Origin of the sequence: Arthrobacter sp. AG367 (genome assembly GCF_007828995.1) — a bacterium.
In the GTDB taxonomy this organism is placed as follows: Bacteria; Actinomycetota; Actinomycetes; order Actinomycetales; family Micrococcaceae; genus Arthrobacter.
Genome location: NZ_VIVE01000001.1, coordinates 12,505 through 34,407, shown reverse-complemented (window position 1 = coordinate 34,407; position 21,903 = coordinate 12,505). Strand labels below are relative to the sequence as shown.

The window sequence follows — 21,903 nt, the reverse complement described above, 5'->3', positions numbered from 1 at the left end:
TCTGACAAGATGGGACCCATGAGTGCAAGCACCGGTTCAGCATGCCGGGGACAGGAAAGGTAGGCCATGCCGGAACTGCCTGAAGTCGCCGGTCTGGCCGCGTTCCTTGATGAACAGCTGCGGGGCTGCGTTGTAGCGAAACTGCAGATTGTCTCGTTTGCCGTGCTCAAGACGGCCGATCCGCCGTTCAACGCCATCGAGGGCCGCACCGTGTCCGGCGTCCGCCGGTTCGGAAAGTTCATCAGCATTGACACGGACGGCATTTCCCTGGTGTTCCATTTGGCGCGCGCGGGCTGGGTGCGCTTCACGGACTCCCCCGCCGACAGCCAGCTCCGGATGGGCAAGGGCCTCATCGCAGTGCGGGCTGCTTTCTCCGGTCCCGACGGGCCGCGCGGGCTGGACCTGACGGAAGCGGGCACCAAGAAAAGCCTGGCCGTCTACGTCGTGCGGGATCCGCAGGACGTGCCGGGCATCGCCACGTTGGGCACGGATCCGTTTACCGAGGCGTTCGACGCCGACATGCTGGCTGCGATCCTGGCCGGCAGTTCGCAGCAGGTCAAGGGACTGCTGCGCAGCCAAAGCGTGATCGCCGGCATCGGCAACGCTTACAGCGACGAGATCCTCCATGCCGCCCGGGTCTCTCCGTTCGCCATCGCCAAATCCCTGGACCGGGAGACGGTGCAGGTGCTGTACGACGCCATCCACAGCGTGCTGGGCGAGGCACTGGCCGAAGCAGCCGGCAAGCCGCCCAAGGACCTCAAGGACGTCAAACGCAGCCACATGCGGGTTCACGCCCGGACCGGACAGCCCTGCCCCGTCTGCGGCGACACGGTACGGGAAGTCTCATTCGCGGACACTGCCCTTCAGTACTGCCCCACCTGCCAGACCAAAGGCAAAATCCTGGCCGACCGCAGGACTTCGAAGTTCCTGAAGTAGGAAGATCCGGCATCCAAGGCATCCCGCGGCTGCGGACGGTGTCGCGGGTGACCGGATTGCGGTTCGGGACCTCTGGCCCTGCCCCGGCACACCCCTGGGGCGTAGCGTCTTGACCAAGGCTCGCATGTCTCGGTCACCACGAAGGGGTCACAATGCGCAGGTCCCGCCCCACAGTCATCGGAATGGCCTTGGCCCTCGCCCTCGGCGGTGGTCTCGGGGGCACGGCCCTGGTGCCCGCCGCGGCCGCCGTACCAGCGGTGGCGGTGCAGCGGAGCGGTCCGGCGTCGATGGCGGTGCAGCAGGCCGGTGACGACGCGATTGTCCAGCATTACGAGCAGCTCGGCGGCAGCGCATCGTTCCTCGGCACGCCAGTCGGGAGCGCGTACGACATCGCTGGGGGCCGCGCCCAGGATTACACGGCCGGCACCATCTACTGGAGCCCCGGCACCGGAGCACGCGAGGTCCATGGGGCAATCCGCGGACGCTATCTCGCCTTCGGCGGACCCGCAGGCCTCCTGGGCTTCCCACTCACCGACGAGACCGCCACTCCGGGCGCCGCCGGCCGATACAACGACTTCGCCGCAGGATCCATCTACTGGAGCCCCGCCACCGGAGCACACGAGGTGCACGGGGCAATCCGCGGACGCTATCTCGCCTTCGGCGGACCCGCAGGCCTCCTGGGCTTCCCACTCACCGACGAGACCGCCGCCCCGGGCGCCGCCGGCCGATACAACGACTTCGCCGCAGGATCCATCTACTGGAGCCCCGCCACCGGAGCACACGAGGTGCACGGGGCAATCCGCGGACGCTATCTCGCCTTCGGCGGACCCGCAGGCCTCCTGGGCTTCCCACTCACTGACGAGACCGCCGCCCCGGGCGCCGCCGGCCGATACAACGACTTCGCCGCAGGATCCATCTACTGGAGCCCCGCCACCGGAGCACACGAGGTGCACGGGGCAATCCGCGGACGCTATCTCGCCTTCGGCGGACCCGCAGGCCTCCTGGGCTTCCCACTCACTGACGAGACCGCCGCCCCGGGCGCCGCCGGCCGATACAACGACTTCGCCGCAGGATCCATCTACTGGAGCCCCGCCACCGGAGCACACGAGGTGCACGGGGCAATCCGCGGACGCTATCTCGCCTTCGGCGGACCCGCAGGCCTCCTGGGCTTCCCACTCACTGACGAGACCGCCGCCCCGGGCGCCCCCGGCCGATACAACGACTTCGCCGCAGGATCCATCTACTGGAGCCCCGCCACCGGAGCGCACGAGGTGCACGGGGCAATCCGCGGACGCTATCTGGAGCTCGGCGGCCCGGCAGGCGTGCTCGGATTCCCGCTGACGGACGAGACAGGCACCCCCGACGGGGTCGGCCGGTACAACCACTTCAGCGGCTCGAATGCCGGCTCGTCGATCTACTGGTCGCCCGCCACCGGAGCCCACGAGGTGTACGGCGCAATCCGGGCCCAGTGGGCGGCCCTCGGCTGGGAGCGCAGCCGGCTCGGCTACCCAACCAGCGGCGAGTACGGCATCACGGGCGGCCGCCGCAATGACTTCCAGCACGGTTCGATCCTGTGGCACTCGGCCAGCGGCAGGATCGAGGTCATCTATACCAGCATCCCGCCGGCGCTCCTGGGCGTGGATCTTGAGCGCATTCCGACTGCGCAGAAGGTTGTCGCGCTCACGTTCGACGCCGGCGCCAACGACGCCGGCCTCCGATCGATCCTTGCCACCCTCGCAGCCAACGGCGTCCCGGGCACGTTTTTCCTCACCGGAGACTGGGTCAACCAGTTCCCCTCCGACCCGGCGCTGATCTACAACGCGGGGCATCGGATCGGCAATCACTCCATGACCCACCCGGACTTTACCGCCCTGACGGACGCCCAGATCACGGCTGAGATCAGCAGCGCGCAGAGGACCATCGAGGCCGCTGGAGGCGACCCGCTCCCGTTCTTCCGCTTCCCGTTCGGCGCCCGCGATTCCCGCACGATTGCAGACGCCAACGCCGCCGGGTACGCGGCGATCCGGTGGACCGTCGACACCTTGGGTTGGCAAGGCACCATGAACGGAACGCGCGGCCCGGGCTTTGTCGTCCAGCGCATCATGGCTTCCGCACAGCCCGGGGAGATTGTCCTGATGCACCTCGGCTCGAACCCCGACGACGGTTCAACGCTCGACGCCGCGGCCCTCCCGCAGGTGATCTCCCAGCTCCGGGCGGCAGGCTACGGCTTCGTCACCCTCGACGCCGCCCTCGGCTAGCTGGGCCAACGACGGGCTGGTCCATATCCCACCAACGCAAAAGCCGCGGAAACCCTAAGGTTTCCGCGGCTTTCTGGTCGGGCTGACAGGATTTGAACCTGCGACCCCTTGACCCCCAGTCAAGTGCGCTACCAAGCTGCGCTACAGCCCGCTGGTTCCGCCGTTCTCCGCTGAACTCAACCCGAGGGTTTTCATCAGCAGTCCGGCCGAACCACCTAGAAGAGCTTACACGATCCGGAGGGGTGCCTGTGACACTTTCCGGTGATCAGCCCAAGGTGTGTCGCAATTAACGCTTCCGGCCACGCTTCTCGCGCACGCGCATGCTGACCTCAATCGGAGTTCCCTCGAATCCGAAGGTCTCCCGCAGGCGGCGCGTGATGAAACGGCGGTACCCGGGGTCCAGGAATCCCGTGGTGAACAGCACGAATTTGGGCGGGCGGCTGGAGGCCTGGGTGCCAAAGAGGATGCGGGGCTGCTTGCCGCCGCGGACCGGGTGCGGGTGGGCGGCCACGAGCTCACCCAGGAAGGCGTTGAGGCGCCCGGTGGCGATCCGCTTGTCCCAGTTCTCCAGGGCAAGGTCCAGGGCCGGGACCAGGCGGTCCTTGTGCCAGCCGGTCTTTGCCGAAATGTTGACCCGCGGCGCCCATTCCACATGGGCCAGGTCCTGCTCGATCTCGCGCTCCAGGTAACGGCGGCGTTCATCGTCGAGCAGGTCCCACTTGTTGAATGCCAGGACCAGCGCGCGGCCGGACTCGATGGCCAGCTGCAGGATGCGCACGTCCTGTTCGCTGAGGACCTCGTCCACGGCGAGGAGCACGACGGCGACCTCCGCCTTCTCGAGCGCGGCCTGCGTCCGAAGTGAGGCGTAGTAGTCAGCGCCCTGCGCCATGTGCTGGCGGCGGCGGATGCCGGCGGTGTCCACAAAGCGCCAGGTGCGGCCGCCGAGTTCAATGAATTCGTCAACGGGGTCACGCGTGGTTCCTGCGGTGTTGTCCACCACTACGCGCTCGGATCCTGCAAGCTTGTTCAGCAGCGAGGACTTGCCCACGTTGGGGCGGCCGATCAGGGCGATACGGCGCGGGCCGCCTGAGCGGTCCGTTCCCTCGATCGTTGAGTATTCAGGGAGCACGTCCATGACGTGGTCCAGGAGGTCCGCGACACCGCGGCCGTGAAGGGCAGAGACCGGGTAGGGCTCGCCGAAACCGAGGCCCCACAACGCGGCGCTGTCCGCTTCCTGGGCGAAGTCGTCCACCTTGTTGGCCACCATGATGACCGGCTTCTTGCTGCGGCGCAGCATCTTCATGACGCCTTCGTCCGTGGCGGTGGCGCCCACTGCGGAGTCCACCACGAAAAGCACGGCGTCGGCGAGTTCCACGGCCATCTCGGCCTGCTCGGCGACGCGGGCGTGGATGCCGCGGGCGTCGTGCTCCCAGCCGCCGGTGTCCACCAGCGTGAAGTTGCGGCCGTTCCAGTTCGCGGAGTACATGACCCGGTCACGGGTGACGCCCGGGGTGTCCTCCACCACTGCTTCGCGGCGGCCCAGGATGCGGTTCACCAGCGTGGACTTCCCCACGTTTGGCCGGCCGATGATTGCCAGGACGGGATCCAGCTTGACGGGACCGTCAAAGTCCTCGTCGCCGTACTCCCCGCTCAGCAGGGCGGCATCGTCCTCGTCAAGCTCGTAATCCTCCAGGCCGGCCCGGAGGGAGGCGGCACGCAGCTCCGCTTCGTCGTCGCCCATCGCTGCCAGCCGTTCGGCAACCTGGTCGGTGCCGGTGGGAGTGTATTCGTCGTCGGTGCCGGAAGGCCCGGAAGTCTGGGTGGTGTCGCTCATTGCACTGTCCTTAGTGGTCATCTGCCGGCGTCCCCGGCTACTGCTGTCAAGTCGTTGTGGTCAGCGGAAGGCAAAGGCTGCCCGCTGAGTTGGATAGCGTCCTGGACGTGCCCGGCCAGCGCTGCACGGATGTCCTGCGCCGCCCTGTCCATTGAAGCACGCCCGCTTTCACCGGCCCGGCGGGCCAGGGTAAGGGCTGATCCGAAGCTGACGTGGAATCGCCGCCCCGGCCGCGGGACGAAGTCCAGGTGCTCGTCGCCCTGCCGGGTGCCCAGGATGGCCACCGGAACAACCGGTGCCCCGGAGTTCAGCGCCAGCCAGGCCACGCCCCCGTTGATGTCCGCGGCTGCCCCGCTCCCCCGCGTCCCTTCCGGAAGAATCCCAACGCAGCGTCCGGCGTCGAGCACGTCCTTGCAGCGCTGCAGCGCCGCCCGGTCACCCTGCCGGTCCACCGGAAGCTGCCCGGAGGCGGTGAGTACCCGGCCCAGGAAGCCCTGGAACATCTCCTGTTTTACCAGGATGTGCATGGGCCGCGGCGCCGCGCCGAACATGACCGGCCCGTCGAGGAAGCTGATGTGGTTGGCTGCGAAGATCACCGGACCGCCGGTGGGGACGTTGCTCCTGCCCGTCACCGTGGTCCGGTAGACCACGTGGTCCAGGATCCATCCCACCGGCCTGCTCCACGCCATGGTCAGTCGGGTTGGCACACCCGCCCGGGCCTCAGTCACGGTTGAGGACCTTTGTAACGATCACGAGGGCGGCATTGACGGTCTGCTCGAAGTCCAGGTCCGAGGAGTCCAGCGTGACCACGCCGTCTGCCGCCTGGGTGAAGTTCACCACGGTTGAGTCCCTGGCATCCCGGTGGGTCACCTGGGCTGCCAGCTGTTCGGCGTTCTGGGTGCCGCCCAGCTGGATGCCGCGCCGGCGGAGGCGGGCTTCCTCGCTTGCGGTGAGGAGCATGCGCACCTCGGCTCCGGGCGCGACGACGGTGGTGATGTCCCGGCCTTCCACCACCATTCGGCGGTGGTGCTTTTCAATCAGGTCCCGCTGCCTGCGGATCAGTTCGGTCCGGGCACCAAGCGTGGTGGCCACGGAGCTGACCGCGGCGGAAATTGCCGGTTCGCGGATGGCATCGGTGACGTCCACGCCGCCTACCCGCACGTATTCCTCCTGGGGGCTGGTGCTCAGTTCCAGCGCAAAGTCCCGGGAGGCCTGTTCCACGGCCGGCGTGTCATCAAGGTCAATCCCCTGGTTTACGCAGTACCAGGTCAGTGCGCGGTACATCGCTCCGGTGTCCAGGTAGGCCAGCCGCAGCCTGCGGGCAACCTCCTTGCTCACGCTGGATTTACCGGAGCCGGACGGTCCGTCGATGGCAACCACCAGCGGCCGGCCGATGCGCAGGGCGCGCATGGTCTCGAGGAGTTCCTGTGTCATTACTGAAGTACCCGCCATCCGCGGTCGTTGAGAGCTTCGATCAGGTGGTCGTGCTTGTTCGGCAACACAGACAATTCCACCATGCCAACGTTCTGTCCGGAGGAATGGTCCAGCCGAAGATCCTCGACGTTCACACCGATTTCACCGATCTCGGTGAGCAGCTGCGCGATCTGGCCGGGCTTGTCATCCACCAGGACGGTGAGCCAGGAGTATGCCTGCGGCGGGCCGCCGTGCTTGCCGGGAATCCGGGCCTGGCCGGCGTTGCCCTCACTGATCAGCTGTGCCAGGTCCAGCCGGGCTCCCGGTGCCGTGGGCTGTTCCAGGGTTCCGATGAGGCGGTTCAGGTCCTCGCGGACGCCGTAGAGGATCTCCACGACCTTGGCTGCATTCCCGCCGAGGATCTGCACCCAGAGGGTGGGATCGCTCGCGGCAATCCTGGTGACGTCGCGGAGGCCGTTGCCGGCCAGCGACAGGGCGTGCAGTGGCGTTCCCTGGAGGCGGCTGGCCAGCAGGGATGACATGACCTGGGGCAGGTGCGACACCAGGGCCACTGCTTCATCATGTTCGTCCGCCGTGAACTGCGAGACAACCGCTCCAAGATCCGAGGCAAGCGACCGTGCCACTTGCAGGGCAGCGCCGGAGGTCTCCCCGGAGGGGCACACCACCCAAGGCATGGAGGTGAACAGCTCGCCGCGGGCGGCCACCGGTCCCGATTTTTCCCGCCCGGCCATGGGGTGGGTGCCCACGTACCGGGTGAGGTCGGCACCGAGGCTGCGCAGACGGGCCAGGATGTCAGCCTTGACGCTGGCTATGTCCACCACGACGGCGTCGGGGTAGTCAGCCAGCGCCTGGCACACGACGCCGGCCGTCACGTCCGGCGGGGCGGCAACCACAACCAGTTGCGGTTTGCGGCTGCCCAGCTCGGACAGGGGACGCCCGGCACCGATGTCCACCGCCACCGCCTGGTTGGTGGGTGACGGGTCGGAAAGGAACACAGGTACGCCACGCCCCCGCAGGCCCAGCCCAATGCTGGTGCCCAGCAGTCCGGTACCAATCACCACCACCGGGCCATCCAGGTGGCCGCGGCCCTGGCTTTTGAACGCGGACATGCGTCAGAGTCCTACGGATGCCAGCAGGTGGCCGACTTCCTGCTTGCCCAGGTTGCGGATGCTGCCCTGGCGCTGGTCCCCGAGTCCGATGGGGCCCACCTTGACGCGGACCAGCCGCTGGACCGGGAAGCCGACAGCATCAAAGAGTCGGCGGACAATCCGGTTCTTACCCGAGTGGAGCACAACCTCGATCAGCACGTGGCCCGGGGTGGAGTCCACCAGGCGGAAGGAGTCAACGGACGCGAACCCGTCCTCCAGTTCCACGCCGGCTTTCAGCTGGGCGCCTACGCCCTGCGGGAACGGCCCGCGCACCTGCACCAGGTAGGTCTTGGGAACCTCGTAGGACGGGTGGGTCAGCCTGTTGGCGAGTTCGCCGTCGTTGGTCAGCAGCAGCAGGCCTTCGGTGGCGACGTCGAGCCTTCCCACATGGAAGAGGCGTTCGCCGGTGTTCTTGTTGCTCTTCAGGAAGTCGCTGATGCACGGCCGGCCCTCGGGATCCTCCATGGTGGACACCACGCCCTTGGGCTTGTTGAACACCATGTAGACCAGGTTCTCGTCCAACTGGATCCGCAAGCCGTCAACATGAATGACGGCGGTCTTGGGATCGACGCGCATGCCGAGTTCCGTAACCACCTGGCCGTCCACCTCAACGCGGCCCTCGGCGATCATTTCTTCGCAGACGCGCCGGGATGCGACTCCGGCGGACGCCATTACTTTCTGGAGGCGCACGCCGTCTGCATCATGGAGTTCGGACTGCGGAACGTTACCGCGGGGGCCCTTCTTCCGGCCGGGCTTGCGGACCGGACCCAGGTTCTGGCCGAAGCGTTCGCTGCCGAATGCACGGGAAGCGGCTGTCCCGGGTGCACCGGTACGCGGCTTGGGCTTGAGGGCACCGGGAGTTCCGGGAGCTTTCTTGGCGCCGGGCTTGCGTGCCGCGGGCTTGCGCGACGACGGCTTGGCGCCACGGGCGCCCTCCGATGCCCGTGCCTGCTGGTCCCCCGCCAGATCGGGGTCGATGAAGCGTTCCTCGCGCGGCTTGGGGGCGCGGTGGGGCCGGTCCCCGCCGAATCCTGCTGCCCGCTTGGCTGTTCCGCCGCGGGAACCGCCGCTGAAGCCGCCGCCCTGTGCGCTGCGCTGCTGGGAGTTGTTGCGCTCGTTGCCGCCGCGTCCCGAACTGTTACGTGGTGAACCCTGGCGTCCCGCCTGTGTCATGACCCGTCCTTCAATGTGTTTTGGCCGGCAGAGATGTCCAAGGACAACCCTAGCCAGCCGCGCAGACTTCGTCTGCCCTGATAGAAAACCTGATAAACAAACTGCTCATGAGACCGCTGCCGGCAGAAGGGTCCTGCCTACATGGTCCCGGCGTCGTAGAACTCTGCGATCCCGTCGAGTCCCGGAAGGTGCGGCGACAGCTGGGGCAGGTCCTCCACTGAACTGATTCCCATCCGTTCAAGGAAATAGGAGGTGGTCCGGTAGAGGATTGCGCCGGACTCGGGATCCGTTCCCGCGTCCTCGATCAGCCCGCGCTGGGCAAGCGTCCGTACGACGGAATCAACATTGACACCGCGAATTGCAGACACCCGGGCCCGGGAAACGGGCTGGCGGTACGCGATGACTGCCAGCGTTTCCAACGCCGCCTGGGTAAGCCTGGCGGTCTGCCCCTCAAGCACATATTTGCCGACAATGTCGGCAAACTCCGTGCGCGAGTAGATCCGCCAGCCACCGGCGATGTTCCGCAATTCAAAACCCCGGGGGCTGGAACCAATGCCAGTGTGGCTGGCATCCTCCATCTCCGGGGCTTTAACAGTATAGCCGTTATACTCACGCTGCAGTTCTGCCAGCAGGGAGCGGACCGCTGTGACCGTCAGGCCTACCCCGGCTGCCAGCTCTTCCTCCGTGGCGGGTTGGTCCAGGACCATGAGCACCGCTTCGAGGGCAGCCTTGGCACCGCCGGGGAGGTCGTCGAAGTCCGGGCCGTGGTCCGCGTCCTCCCGTGGCGCCGTGTCCTCCGGCTTCCCTGCGCCCGCCGGCTTCCATGTGTCCTCAAGCATTGCCCCGCCTTCCACGGCCAGGTCCTGCGGCTTGGAATTCACGCCTGCTCCTCATACTCTTCGCTCAGGTTTTCCGCCGACCAGTCGCGGCCTTCGGCTGTCCAGTGGATGGCAAGCTCGGACAGCGGGGACAGCTGATCGAACGACACGGCCCGGTCCCGGAACAGTTCCAGGAGCGCCAGGAAGCGGGCCACCACCACCAGGGTGGAATCGGCGTCGGCAATCAGGGAACGGAAGGTCTGGGGCGACTCCTGTTGCAGGCGAAGCCCCATCATCCGGGCCTGTTCCTTGACGCTGACGTTGCTCCCATGCAGGTGGCCGAGTGCCACTTGCGGCGGCTGGGCGGGCGCTTTGGGCCGGAGCGCGGCCTCGGCCAGCGCGGCGAACTGTTGCGGCGTGTGTTTCCACACCAGTTCAGGGAGCATCGACGCGAAGTGCTCCTCCAGGGCCACCTGGCGTGGAAAGCGCCGGCCTTCCTGGTGCAGGGTTTCGCCCAGGATTCCTGCCACCTGCTTGAAAGCCTTGTATTGCAGCAGCCGGGCAAAGAGGAGGTCCCGCGCCTCCAGAAGGGCGATGTCCTCGTCGTCCTCCACCTCACCCGCGGGAAGGAGCCGTGCCGCCTTGAGGTCAAGCAGCGTGGCGGCGATCACCAGGAATTCGCTCGCCTCGTCCAGGGCCCACTCTTCACCGAGCCGCTGCAGTTTACGGATGTACTTGATGAACTCATCCGTGACGGTGGCAATGGCCACTTCTGTAATGTCCAGCTGGTGTTTGGCGATCAGCCCCAGAAGGAGGTCGAAGGGACCCGTGAAGTTGGCCAGCCGCACCTCGAAGCCGGGTTTGGATTCGGCCACGGCGTGGTTAGGGTGCGCCGCCGCGGGAGATCAGCTCCTTTGCCAGCCGGCGGTAGGCGTCGGCGCCCACGTGGTTTCCGGCGTAGCTGGTGATGGGCTCCGCGGCCACGGTAGCGTCTGCGAACTTGATGGAGCGCTTGATGACAGTTTCGAAGACCTTGTCGCCGAACGCCTCCACCAGACGGGTGATCACTTCGCGGCTGTGCAGTGTCCTTGCGTCGTACATGGTGGCCAGTACGCCGTCCACCTGAAGGCGAGGGTTCAGCCGGTCCTGGACCTTGTCGATGGTTTCGACCAGCAGCGCCACGGCGCGAAGGGCGAAGAACTCGCAAATGAGCGGGATGATGACGCCGTGGGCTGCCGTGAGGGCGTTGACGGTCAGGAGGCCCAGGGAGGGCTGGCAGTCGATGAGGACGACGTCGTAATCGTCTTCGACTTTCTTGAGCGCACGGTCCAGGACCTGTTCGCGCGCCACCTCGTTGACCAGCTGGACTTCCGCGGCGGAGAGGTCGATGTTGGCGGGCAGCAGGTCGACGTTCTCGACGCCCGTGTGGTGGATGGCGTCACGGATATCCACCTTGCGGTCCATCAGGACGTTGTACACCGTGAGGTCCAGCTCATGCGGGTTGACACCAAGGCCGGCGGAGAGCGCGCCCTGGGGGTCGAAGTCCACCAGGAGGACGCGGCGGCCGTACTCGGCGAGCGCCGCGGCGAGGTTGATGGTGGAGGTGGTCTTCCCCACGCCGCCCTTTTGGTTGACCATGGCGATGACGCGGGCCGGACCGTGGGAGGACAGCGGCGCGGGTTCCGGGAACTCCCGGTATGGGCGCCCGGTGGGCCCCATCACCGCGTTTTCCAGGTCGAATTCCGTGCCCTCCAGAGTTGCTGAACCCTGTTCGCTGCTCACGTATCTGTCCACACTTTCGATGACGGTGATTTCCTGCCGCTGGCTCACCAGCGCCGTTCGTTCTGCTCCCTAGGTTACAGCGCCCGACACGGCATTCGACGGAACTTGACTTTCCGCGAATGTTGAGCCTTGACCCTCTAGCTGAGGTCGAAGGTTGCACTGCCGGGGAACGCTGCCGGGGAACGCAGGACCGCCCCCGCAACATGGCTGCGGGGGCGGTCCCGTGGGGTGTCCTGGCGGTGGCTAGGCCTTGGCAGCCTCGCGGGCGCCCTCTTCCTTGGGTGCCATTTCGCCGTGATGGTGGACCATCATGGTTGCCTCGTCGAAAGGTTCTTCGCCGGACAGCACCCGGCCAACCTGGCCGCCGTCGATCTCCTTGACCCAGGTGCCGATCAGGACGGTGGCCACCGCGTTGCCCGTGAAGTTGGTCAGGGCGCGGGCCTCGGACATGAACCGGTCGATGCCGACGATCATGCCCACGCCGCCGAGCAGTTCGGGCTTGTGTGCCTGCAGGCCGGCCGCGAGGGTTGCAAGGCCGGCGCCGGTCACACCGGCGGCACCCTTGGAGGCGATGATCATGAACACCAGCAGGGAGATCTGGGCGCCGAGGTCCAGCGGGGTGCCCATGGCGTTGGCCACGAACAGGGACGCCATGGTCAGGTAGATGGCGGTTCCGTCCAGGTTGAAGGAGTAGCCGGTGGGAACGGTGACGCCGACGACCGGCTTGGAGACGCCGAGGTGTTCCATCTTGGCGATCAGCCGCGGCAGTGCCGCTTCCGAGGACGACGTGGAGAAGATGATGAGGTACTCACGGGCCAGGTACTTCATCAGCTTGAAGATGTTGACGCCGGCAACCACCTGGAGCAGGCCGCCCAGGATCACCACGATGAACAGTGCGCAGGTGATGTAGAAGGCGATCATCAGGGTGAACATGCTGACGATGGCCTGCACGCCGGTTGCGCCCACGACGGCGGCGATGGCACCGAAGGCACCTACCGGAGCGAGCCACATGATCATGATGAGGATGCGGAACACCAGTGCCTGGCCGTAGCCGACAGCCTTGAGGATCGGGGCACCCTGGGCGCCCATCTTCTGCAGCGCGAAGCCAACCAGGATGGCTGCCAGCAGGGTGGGCAGCACGGGGACGTCACTGGGGATGATGCCCAGCAGGAAGTCCACGGTGCTGTCGGTCGCCGCCTTCTTGTTGGGGTCGTACGGCGTCAGCTTCAGGCCCTCGCCGGGGTGGATGATGTTGCCTACCACCAGGCCGATGGCCAGGGCGAAGGTTGACATGATGATGAAGTAGCCCAGTGCCAGGCCGCCGACCTTGCCGACGGTGGCTGCCTTGGCGATGGAGCCGATGCCCAGGACGATGGTGCAGAAAATGACCGGTGCGATCATCATCTTGATGAGCTTGACGAAGCCGTCGCCCAGGGGCTTGAGGGACTTGCCCACCTCCGGGAACAGCAGGCCCACCACCGCGCCGAGGACGACGGCGGCGATAACTGCGATGTAGAGGTAGTGGGACTTGTCCAGTCCCTTGCGCCGCGGGGTCGCGGTCTCGAGCGACTCTCCTCGTTGAGAAGCCATGATGTGTCTCCTTGTGGATATTCTGATAGACGTTGCGGCGCAGTCTCTGGGCTCAACACGTCCGTCCAATGTGATATCCATCATTGGGCACCCCGTGATCCAGCTCACCGTTGCGTTCATATTGGTCGCGGTATCGGCAGGGTCCAAGGGAGGCAGGCATGATCCACCGCTGGAGTATCGCCCGCCGGCTCTTCCTGGCGAACCTGCTGATCGTCGTGTCGTTTATCGCCATCGTGGGAACGGCCGCCTACGTGGACGCGCGGGACCGGACGTATGACGAAGCGGGCCGCCGGATGGAAGGCGTGGCTGCCTCCATCGCCGCCAATCCCCTGGTGCTCCAGGCTGCTGCCACGCCGGACCCGTCCGCCGTCCTGCAGCCGTATGCCAAAGACGTCACCACCGCGGCCCACGTGGACTTCATCACGATCATGGCGCCGGACCGTACCCGCTGGACCCACCCGCGGGACGAGGAGCTGGGCCGGCCCTACATCGGCTCCATCGATGAAGCACTCCGCGGCCACACCTACACCGAAGTGACGGCAGGTACGCTGGGCCCGTCGGTGCGGACCATTGTTCCGGTCAAGGATTCTGCGGGGACAGTCAAGGCCCTCGTAGCGGTGGGTGTTACCGTCCGCAGCGTCGATATCGCCTTTGCCGGGCGCCTTCCCGTCCTGCTGGCCGTCGGCATGGCCCTCCTGGTGGGCGGTTCACTGGCGTCGTGGCTGCTGGGCAGGTACCTGCGGCGGGTTACCCGGGGCTGGGGTCCCGAACAGCTGGCACAGCTGTTCGCCTACTACGAGTCGGTGCTGCACTCGGTCCGGGAAGGGCTGATCCTGATCGATGCCCGGAAGCGCGTGGTGATGTACAACGACCAGGCTGCCGAGCTGCTGGGCCTGGCCGACACCGGCAACAATGACCCCACCCGGCCCCCGTCGCTGGCAGACCTTCCCCTGGACGACGAACTGCGCAGCCTGTTCGAGTCCGGGCGGACCACCAAGGACGAGATGATCCTGACCGGCTCCCGCGTGCTGGTGGTCAACCAGGGGCCGGCCCGGGGTCCCGAGGCCCGGGGCACCCGCGGGAAGGTCCCCGTCTACGGGACCGTGGCCACCCTCAGGGACCGGACAGAAATCGAAGCACTGGGCAACGAACTGCAGACCATGCGCACCCTTTCCGACGCGCTGCGCGCCCAGACCCACGAGCACGCCAACCGGCTGCACACCATGGTTTCGCTCCTGGAACTCGGCCGGACCAGGGAAGCCCTGGACTTTGCAACCCAGGACCTGGCCCTGAGCCAGCAGCTGACAGATGACATGGTGAGTTCGATCGATGAACCGGTGGTGGGCGCCCTGCTCATGGGAAAGGTGGCCGAGGCCCACGAACGCGGCGTCCAGCTGGATCTCTCCACCCTGGGCTCCGGCACGGCACCCGGGGTGGCCGTCCAGGACCTGGTGACGATCCTGGGCAACCTGCTGGACAATGCCATCGATGCCGCCGCCGATGCACCCCCTCCGCGGAGGGTGGTGCTGACGCTGGAGGCCGATGAAGAAGGCCTGGACATCGCCGTCAACGATTCCGGAACGCCCATCGACCCCACCGATGCGGAAAAGATCTTCCGGCACGGATTCAGCACCAAGCCTGCGGGGGCCGGGGGCCGGGGCATCGGCCTGGCCCTGGTGCGGCAGGCGGTGCAGCGTTTGGGCGGTACGCTGGCCATCAACGGCCGGCGCGGCGCCAAGTTCGAAGTATTCCTGCCTGCAGCGGTGTCCGCGGAGAAGGAGCACAGACAGTGAGCAACATCCGGGTCCTCGTCGTCGAAGATGAGGCCATCGCTTCGGCAGCGCACGCGGCCTACGTGGGGAGGCTGGAAGGATTCGAGCTCGCCGGGACAGCCCCCGACGGCCAGTCGGCCCTGCGGCTGCTGAACGAATTCGTGGCCGCGGGAGAGCCCGTTGAACTGGTCCTGCTGGACATGAACCTGCCCGACCTGCACGGCCTGGACATCGCCCGCCGGATGCGTTCGGCGGGGATCCTGGCGGACATCATCGCGATCACCGCCGTGCGCGAACTGGCGATCGTCCGCAGCGCCGTGGCAATCGGCGTGGTCCAGTACCTGATCAAGCCCTTCACGTTCGCCACGTTCTCCGACAAGCTGGAAAATTACCGCCAGTTCCGGCAGCAGTTGGCCGGTTCCGGCGGTGGCCCCGGCAAGGGGGGCGCCTCGCAAAGCGAAGTGGACCAGGCCTTTGCCAGCCTCCGGGCGCCATCCGAACTCCCGCTGCCCAAGGGACTCTCAACCTCGACGCTCGGATCCGTCCAGGAGTTCCTCCGGGGGCAGCCCGAAGCAGTGTCCGCCACGGAGGTCATGGACGCCCTGGGGATGTCGCGCGTGACGGCTCGGCGCTACCTTGAGTACCTGGCCGATGCGGGAACAGTTTCCCGGACCGCCCGCTACGGCACCCCCGGCAGGCCGGAGAACGAATACCGCTGGAACACCCGCTGAGCCGCTCGGGGTTGGACGTGCGCGCCCCGGCCATGCGCCTCAGCCAGCCTCCGCCTCCCCCGCCCGGAGTGCTCCGATCAATTGATCGATGACGCCTGGATCCTCGATGGTGGACGGAACGGTGTACTCCTCGCCGTCCGCTATCTGGCGCATGGTCTTGCGGAGGATCTTCCCCGAACGGGTCTTGGGCAGTGCATCCACCACTGTCACCTGTTTGAAGTCCGCAACCGCACCAATGTCCCGCCGGACCAGTGCCACTAGATCCTTGGCCAGGACGTCTTCGGCGATGTCCACCCCGGTTTTGAGCACCACGTAGCCGCTGGGACGCTGGCCCTTCACGGGGTCGGCGAGGCCGATCACGGCGCACTCCGCAACGGCCGGATGCTGGCCGATCACCTGTTCCATGGCGCCGGTTGAGAGCCTGTGGCCGGCAACATTGATGATGTCGTCCGTACGGCCCATGACAAAGATGTACCCGTCCCGGTCCTGGTAACCCGAATCGCCGGTGGCGTAGCAGCCCTCGAAAGCCTGAAGGTAGGAAGAGATGTAGCGCTCATCATTCCGCCACAGCGTTGTGAGGGTGCCCGGCGGCAGCGGCAGTCCAAGCACGATGTTGCCCTCGGTGCCGGGTTCCACCTCTCCGCCTGCGCCGTCGAGGATCTGCAGCCGGAACCCGGGCATGGGCACGCTCGGGGAGCCGGCCTTGATGGGCAACTGCTCCAGGCCACGCGGGTTGGCACAAATGGCCCACCCGGTCTCGGTCTGCCACCAGTGGTCCACCACCGGCACGCCGAGGGCCCGTGATGCCCAATGGAAAGTGTCCGTGTCCAGCCTCTCGCCGGCAGTGAACAGGGTCCGCAGGCTGGAGATGTCGTACTTCCGCAGCAGCGACGCCGCCGGATCCGCCTTGCGGATGGCCCGGAGTGCCGTGGGCGCAGTGAAGAGCACATTGACCCTGTGGTCCCGGACCACGCGCCAGAATGCGCCGGCATCCGGGGTGCCTACGGGCTTGCCCTCGTACATCACCGTGGTGGCGCCGGCCAGCAGCGGGCCATAGACAATGTAGGAGTGCCCCACTACCCAGCCGACGTCTGACGCGGTCCACATCACGTCGCCCGGACCGACGTCGTAAATGTTCTCCAGGGTCCAGCGCAGGGCGACGGCGTGGCCGCCGTTGTCCCGCACCACTCCCTTTGGCGTGCCGGTGGTTCCGGATGTGTAGAGGATGTAGAGCGGATCGGTGGCCTTCACCTCAACGGGAGCGGCAGGCTCTGCGGAAGCCATTTCCGTGTCCCAGTCCAGCCAGCCCGCATGGTCCGCAGCCTTGGACGCGAATCCGTCGCGCTCCTTGACCAATACGGGAAGGTCCGGCGTGCCCGCCAGTTCCAGCGCCTCCGCGACGGCCGGCAGATACTCGATGCGGCGGGCGGGTTCGATCCCGCCCGAAGCGGTCACCACCGCAGTGGGTGCGGCGTCCCGGATCCGGGCCGCGAGCTCCTTGGGCGCAAAACCGCCGAACACCACGGAATGGACCGCGCCCAGCCGGGCCGACGCCAGCATGGCGATAGCGGCTTCCGGGATCATTGGCATGTAAATCACCACGCGGTGCCCCTTTCCCACGCCATGGCCGCGCAGCACACCGGCAAAGCGCGCCACGGCGTCCGTGAGCTGGGCATACGTGTAGCGGTGCCGGGTTCCCAGCATGGCCGAGTCATGGATCAGGGCCACCTGCTCCCCGCGGCCTTCGGCGATATGCCGGTCAAGGGCGTTGTAGCAGGTATTCAGTGTGCCGTCGGGAAACCAGCTGTAGAGCGGTGCCCGCGTGGAGTCCAGCGCCTGCGCCGGAGGAGAGCTCCAGGCGATGTTTCCCGCGGCCTCCAACCAAAAGTCGTCGGGCTCTTCGATGCTGCGCCGGTAACTGTCCCGATAGCCGGTGGTGACCATAACGTAATCCCGTCCACGACGTTGTGATGCAGCTCATGCTAGCTGGCGGAGTTAACCACCACAAGGGTCGCTGTATACAAGGAAGTCAATTTCTGGCATATTTTCTCAAAGGTCCATTCTTTTGAGCCCAGTTGTGTATACACTGATGCAGTCAGCCGAGGAAGGAGACGAGCATGCGCGCCAGCGACAAGGCCTATGCCGCCCTGCGCGATGACATCATCGAATGGCGCCTGGCGCCGGGTACGGTCCTTGCCGAGGTGGAACAGTCCGAGCGTCTGGGCGTCTCGCGCACACCGCTGCGGGAAGCCTTGGGGCGCCTTACGGCGGAAGGCCTCACGACGGCAGGCGGCCGCGGCGTCGTCGTCACCGACATCTCGCTTGAGGACATTGACGAACTGTTCGAACTCCGCGAAACCCTTGAGGGCAGGGCGGCGGCACTGGCTGCGCGGCGCGGCGAGGCTGCGACGTTCGAGCGCCTGCAGCGCGAACTGCTCGAGGCTCCCGCATTGATTGGCGGTGACGAGCCGGCCCTGCATGACTACTACGAACTGGTGGGCCGGCTGGACACAGCAATCGACGCCGCCATCTCCAACTCCTACCTGGCCCAGGCCATGCGCAGCCTGCGCGTTCACCTGGTCCGGATCCGCCGGCTTGCCGCCGACGATGCCTGCCGGCTCACTGCCGCAGCCGCCGAGCATGCCGCCATCGCGGAGGCGATCGCGGCCGGCAACCCCAGGCTCGCCGAGGCGGCCACCATCGTCCACCTGCACCGAAGCCTCTCCCACGTCAAAGCAACCCACGCATCCCACCCGAAGGAGCACCATGGTTAAGGAACACCACGTCCGCGTCTATAAAAGCGAAGAAAACCTGCCCCGCGAGGACCAGCTGGCCTACAAAATCGCCCAGGTCGCCGCGGACCCGGTGGCTGTGTCTGACGACGTGACCGCTATGGTGATCAACCGCGTCATCGACAACGCCTCGGTGGCGATCGCTTCCCTGAACCGCGCGCCGATCGTCGCCGCCCGTGCCCAGGCGCTCACCCACGGCCCCAGCACCGGCGGCAAGGGGTCCAAAGTCTTCGGCATCGAGGACCGCGTGTCCCCGGAGTGGGCAGCCTGGGCCAATGGGGTGGCTGTCCGGGAACTGGACTACCACGACACCTTCCTCGCGGCCGACTACTCCCACCCCGGGGACAACATCCCGCCGATCCTCGCCGTCGCCCAGCACGTTGGCGCCAGCGGCCACGACCTGATCCGGGGCATCGCCACCGGGTACGAGATTCAGGTCAACCTGGTCAAGGCCATCTGCCTGCACAAGCACAAGATCGACCACGTGGCCCACCTCGGCCCCTCGGCCGCGGCCGGGATCGGCACCCTGCTTGGCCTCGATGTGGAGACCATCTTCCAGTCAGTGGGCCAGGCGCTGCACACCACCACCGCCACCCGGCAGTCCCGCAAGGGCGAGATCTCCACCTGGAAGGCCCACGCCCCGGCCTTTGCCGGCAAGATGGCCATCGAATCAGCGGACCGGGCCATGCGCGGCCAGACCTCCCCCGTGCCCATCTACGAAGGCGAAGACGGCGTCATCGCCTGGATGCTCGATGGCCCGGACGCCTCCTACATGGTCCCGCTTCCCACCCCGGGTGAAGTCAAGCGTGCCATCCTGGACACCTACACCAAGGAACATTCCGCGGAGTACCAGGCCCAGGCGTGGATCGACCTTGCCCGCAAGCTGCACGGGGAACACCCCGAGGTCACCGATCCGGCCAACGTCGAGTCAGTGCTGATCAAGACCAGCCACCACACGCACTACGTGATCGGCTCCGGCGCCAACGACCCCCAGAAATACAGCCCCACCGCGTCCAGGGAAACCCTGGACCACTCCATCCCGTACATCTTCACCGTGGCCCTGCAGGACGGGGCCTGGCACCACGTGGACTCCTACGCACCGCAGCGCGCGGCCCGTCCGGACACCGTGGAACTGTGGCACAAAGTCAGCACGGTGGAAGATCCCGAATGGACCCGCCGCTACCACTCCCTGGACATCGCAGAGAAGGCTTTCGGCGGCTCGGTGGAGATCACGCTCAAGGACGGCACCGTCATCACCGACCAGATCGCCGTTGCCGACGCCCACCCGCTCGGCGCCCGCCCCTTCGCCCGGGAACAGTACATCAACAAGTTCCGCACCCTCGCCGCCGGGCTCGTGGAGGAGGCTGAGATCGAAAGGTTCCTCACCGCCGTCGAACGCCTCCCACAGCTCGCCGCCGGTGAGCTGGACCAGCTGAACATCACCGCCGCTCCCGGCGTCATCGACCTCGCGGCGGCACCGAAGGGACTGTTCTAGATGCTGTACTCAAAGACCACCCCGGAACAGAAGCGGGTCCGCTTCCGGGAACTGCTGGCCTCCGGGACCATCCAGCAGTTCCCCGGCGCGTTCAACCCGCTCTCCGCCCGGCTGATCGAGGAAAAGGGCTTCGCCGGGGTGTACATCTCCGGCGCCGTCCTCGCCAACGACCTCGGCCTGCCGGACATCGGCCTGACCACCCTGACCGAGGTAGCCGCCCGTGCCGGGCAGATCGCGCGGATGACGGACCTGCCCTCGATCGTTGACGCGGACACCGGCTTCGGGGAGCCCATGAACGTGGCACGCACCGTCCAGGAACTCGAGAACGCAGGCCTGGCCGGCTGCCATATCGAGGACCAGTTCAACCCGAAGCGCTGCGGCCACCTGGACGGCAAGAACGTGGTGGACCAGGACACCGCCACCAAACGCATCAGGGCCGCGGCCGACGCCCGGCGGGACCCGAACTTCCTGATCATGGCCCGCACCGACATCCGCGCCACCGAGGGGCTGGAAGCCGCACAGCAGCGCGCCAGAGCCCTCGTCGAAGCCGGCGCCGACGCAATTTTCCCCGAAGCCATGAAGGACCTGGGCGAGTTCAAGGCCATCCGCGACGCGGTGGACGTGCCGATCCTGGCCAACATGACCGAGTTCGGCAAGAGCGACCTCTTCACCGTGGATGAACTGGCCGGCGTCGGCGTCAACATGGTGATCTATCCGGTGACGCTGCTCCGTAGTGCCATGGGGGCTGCTGAGCGTACTCTGGAATCGATCAAATCCGACGGCACCCAGGAGGCGCAGGTTCCAAACATGCTGACCCGTGCCCGGCTCTACGACCTCGTTGACTACGAGGCCTACAACCGCTTCGACACCGGCGTGTTCAATTTCCAGATTCCCGGAACGTGACACCCGGCACCTGACACCCAATCGGAAGGCCGGCCTCCGCCGGACGAACAGGCTTTAGGAACAAAGGAGTTTCAGCATGGCTGAAAATGAGATCAAAAAAGGCCTTGCCGGCGTGGTGGTGGACTACACCGCCGTTTCCAAGGTCAATCCGGACACCAACTCCCTGCTCTACCGCGGCTACCCTGTCCAGGAACTGGCAGCGCGGTGCAGCTTCGAGGAAGTGGCGTACCTGCTGTGGAACGGTGAACTGCCCACCAAGGACCAGCTTGCCGAGTTCAGCGCGAAGGAACGCGCCGGCCGCGCCCTCGATCCGGTGGTGAAGCAGGTGATCGATACCCTTCCGGTCACTTCGCACCCGATGGACGTCTGCAGGACTGCTGCTTCCGTTATGGGGGCACGGCATCCCCTGACCGGGGATTCCTCCCGGGAAGCCAACATGGCCAAGGCCGTGGACCTGTTCGCCGCCATGCCCGCGGTGGTGGCCTACGACCAGCGCCGCCGCCACGGGCAGGATGTGGTGGAGCCCCGCGAAGACCTTGGCTACTCGGCCAACTTCCTGTGGATGGCCTTCGGCGAGGAGCAGGTGCCGGAGGTGGTGGATGCCTTCAACGTCTCGATGATTCTTTACGCCGAGCACTCCTTCAACGCCTCCACATTCACCGCCCGTGTGATCACCTCGACGCTCTCGGACCTGCATTCAGCCGTGACCGGTGCCATCGGCGCCCTCAAGGGTCCGCTGCACGGCGGCGCCAACGAAGCCGTCATGCACACCTTCGACGAGATCGGCATCCGGCAGGAGGAGTCCCTGGAGGAAGCAGCGGCCCGGGCCAAGGCATGGATGGAAGACGCCCTGGCGCAGAAGAAGAAGGTGATGGGCTTCGGCCACCGTGTCTACAAGCACGGCGACTCCCGGGTCCCCACCATGAAAGCCGCACTGGACAAGATGATCGCCCACTACGGCCGGCCGGAACTGCTGGGGCTGTACAACGGGCTCGAGCAGGCCATGGACGAAGCCAAGGCCATCAAGCCGAACCTCGACTACCCGGCCGGGCCCACGTACCACCTGATGGGCTTTGATACGCCCACATTCACTCCCCTGTTCGTGGCCAGCCGGATCACAGGCTGGACCGCCCACATCATGGAGCAACTGGACGCGAACTCCCTGATCAGGCCGCTGAGCGAGTACATCGGTCCGGAGGAGCGGCACCTCCCCTGACTCCTGGCAGGAACGTCCGAC

Annotated in this window: 17 protein-coding genes, 1 tRNA gene and 1 pseudogene; 8 read left to right on the top strand and 11 right to left on the bottom strand. The window is 66.5% G+C overall.

Features of this window, described 5'->3' with window-relative positions:
• The first annotated feature begins 66 nt into the window (after positions 1 to 66).
• A complete protein-coding gene (locus tag FB478_RS00155) occupies positions 67 to 936 on the top strand; it encodes an Fpg/Nei family DNA glycosylase (RefSeq protein WP_144599581.1) in 870 nt (289 codons plus the stop codon).
• Between the two features lie 152 nt (positions 937 to 1,088).
• Positions 1,089 to 3,194, top strand: a complete 2,106-nt coding sequence (locus FB478_RS00150) for a polysaccharide deacetylase family protein (RefSeq protein ID WP_144599579.1) — start codon at positions 1,089 to 1,091, stop codon at positions 3,192 to 3,194.
• Positions 3,195 to 3,268: 74 nt separating this feature from the next.
• Here the strand turns inward: FB478_RS00150 and FB478_RS00145 are convergent.
• The 10 genes and pseudogenes from FB478_RS00145 to FB478_RS00100 form a co-directional block, all read right to left on the bottom strand.
• Positions 3,269 to 3,345: transfer RNA gene (locus FB478_RS00145), tRNA-Pro, on the bottom strand.
• Between the two features lie 135 nt (positions 3,346 to 3,480).
• A complete protein-coding gene (der, locus tag FB478_RS00140) occupies positions 3,481 to 5,028 on the bottom strand; it encodes a ribosome biogenesis GTPase Der (protein WP_144599577.1) in 1,548 nt (515 codons plus the stop codon).
• A gap of 10 nt (positions 5,029 to 5,038) precedes the next feature.
• Positions 5,039 to 5,717 (bottom strand): annotated as a pseudogene (locus FB478_RS00135) (lysophospholipid acyltransferase family protein).
• A 31-nt stretch (positions 5,718 to 5,748) separates the two neighbouring features.
• The gene (gene cmk, locus FB478_RS00130; protein WP_018772025.1) at positions 5,749 to 6,462 is read right to left on the bottom strand and encodes a (d)CMP kinase; all 714 of its coding nucleotides are present in this window, start codon (positions 6,460 to 6,462) and stop codon (positions 5,749 to 5,751) included.
• Complete coding sequence (locus FB478_RS00125; protein WP_144599575.1) at positions 6,462 to 7,571, bottom strand: prephenate dehydrogenase; 1,110 nt, start codon at positions 7,569 to 7,571, stop codon at positions 6,462 to 6,464. The genes cmk and FB478_RS00125 overlap by 1 nt, the downstream gene beginning before the upstream one ends.
• Positions 7,572 to 7,574: 3 nt before the next feature.
• Positions 7,575 to 8,783, bottom strand: a complete 1,209-nt coding sequence (locus FB478_RS00120; protein ID WP_018772023.1) for a pseudouridine synthase — start codon at positions 8,781 to 8,783, stop codon at positions 7,575 to 7,577.
• A gap of 137 nt (positions 8,784 to 8,920) precedes the next feature.
• Positions 8,921 to 9,664 carry an SMC-Scp complex subunit ScpB gene (locus FB478_RS00115; RefSeq protein WP_144599573.1) on the bottom strand — a complete coding sequence of 248 codons (744 nt, stop codon included), beginning with the start codon at positions 9,662 to 9,664 and terminating at the stop codon, positions 8,921 to 8,923.
• Positions 9,661 to 10,476 carry a ScpA family protein gene (locus tag FB478_RS00110; protein ID WP_018772021.1) on the bottom strand — a complete coding sequence of 272 codons (816 nt, stop codon included), beginning with the start codon at positions 10,474 to 10,476 and terminating at the stop codon, positions 9,661 to 9,663. The genes FB478_RS00115 and FB478_RS00110 overlap by 4 nt, the downstream gene beginning before the upstream one ends.
• Before the next feature lie 7 nt (positions 10,477 to 10,483).
• Entirely contained in the window at positions 10,484 to 11,383 is a 900-nt protein-coding gene (locus FB478_RS00105) for a ParA family protein (RefSeq protein WP_026266195.1), read from the bottom strand.
• Between the two features lie 243 nt (positions 11,384 to 11,626).
• On the bottom strand, positions 11,627 to 12,973 hold the full coding sequence (locus FB478_RS00100; protein ID WP_018772019.1) for a C4-dicarboxylate transporter DctA: 1,347 nt from the start codon (positions 12,971 to 12,973) through the stop codon (positions 11,627 to 11,629).
• Between the two features lie 158 nt (positions 12,974 to 13,131).
• Between FB478_RS00100 and FB478_RS00095 the strand changes: the two genes are divergently transcribed.
• Together FB478_RS00095 and FB478_RS00090 are read left to right on the top strand one after the other, a co-directional pair.
• Complete coding sequence (locus FB478_RS00095) at positions 13,132 to 14,766, top strand: sensor histidine kinase (protein ID WP_144599571.1); 1,635 nt, start codon at positions 13,132 to 13,134, stop codon at positions 14,764 to 14,766.
• Positions 14,763 to 15,476 (top strand): response regulator, encoded by a 714-nt coding sequence (locus tag FB478_RS00090; RefSeq protein WP_018772017.1) that lies wholly within the window; start codon positions 14,763 to 14,765, stop codon positions 15,474 to 15,476. The genes FB478_RS00095 and FB478_RS00090 overlap by 4 nt, the downstream gene beginning before the upstream one ends.
• Positions 15,477 to 15,515: 39 nt before the next feature.
• Here the strand turns inward: FB478_RS00090 and FB478_RS00085 are convergent, their stop codons facing one another.
• Complete coding sequence (locus FB478_RS00085) at positions 15,516 to 17,420, bottom strand: propionyl-CoA synthetase (protein ID WP_144599569.1); 1,905 nt, start codon at positions 17,418 to 17,420, stop codon at positions 15,516 to 15,518.
• 173 nt (positions 17,421 to 17,593) lie between these two features.
• On the opposite strand from FB478_RS00085, the gene FB478_RS00080 reads away from it, so the two are divergent.
• The 4 genes from FB478_RS00080 (at position 17,594) to FB478_RS00065 (ending at position 21,882) form a co-directional block, all read left to right on the top strand.
• Complete coding sequence (locus FB478_RS00080) at positions 17,594 to 18,250, top strand: GntR family transcriptional regulator (protein ID WP_018772015.1); 657 nt, start codon at positions 17,594 to 17,596, stop codon at positions 18,248 to 18,250.
• On the top strand, positions 18,243 to 19,763 hold the full coding sequence (locus FB478_RS00075; protein WP_144599567.1) for an MmgE/PrpD family protein: 1,521 nt from the start codon (positions 18,243 to 18,245) through the stop codon (positions 19,761 to 19,763). Before FB478_RS00080 ends, FB478_RS00075 begins: the two co-directional genes overlap by 8 nt.
• Complete coding sequence (gene prpB, locus FB478_RS00070) at positions 19,764 to 20,666, top strand: methylisocitrate lyase (RefSeq protein ID WP_144599565.1); 903 nt, start codon at positions 19,764 to 19,766, stop codon at positions 20,664 to 20,666. It abuts the gene before it with no gap.
• Positions 20,667 to 20,742: 76 nt separating this feature from the next.
• Positions 20,743 to 21,882 carry a bifunctional 2-methylcitrate synthase/citrate synthase gene (locus tag FB478_RS00065; protein ID WP_018772012.1) on the top strand — a complete coding sequence of 380 codons (1,140 nt, stop codon included), beginning with the start codon at positions 20,743 to 20,745 and terminating at the stop codon, positions 21,880 to 21,882.
• Positions 21,883 to 21,903 lie beyond the last annotated feature (21 nt).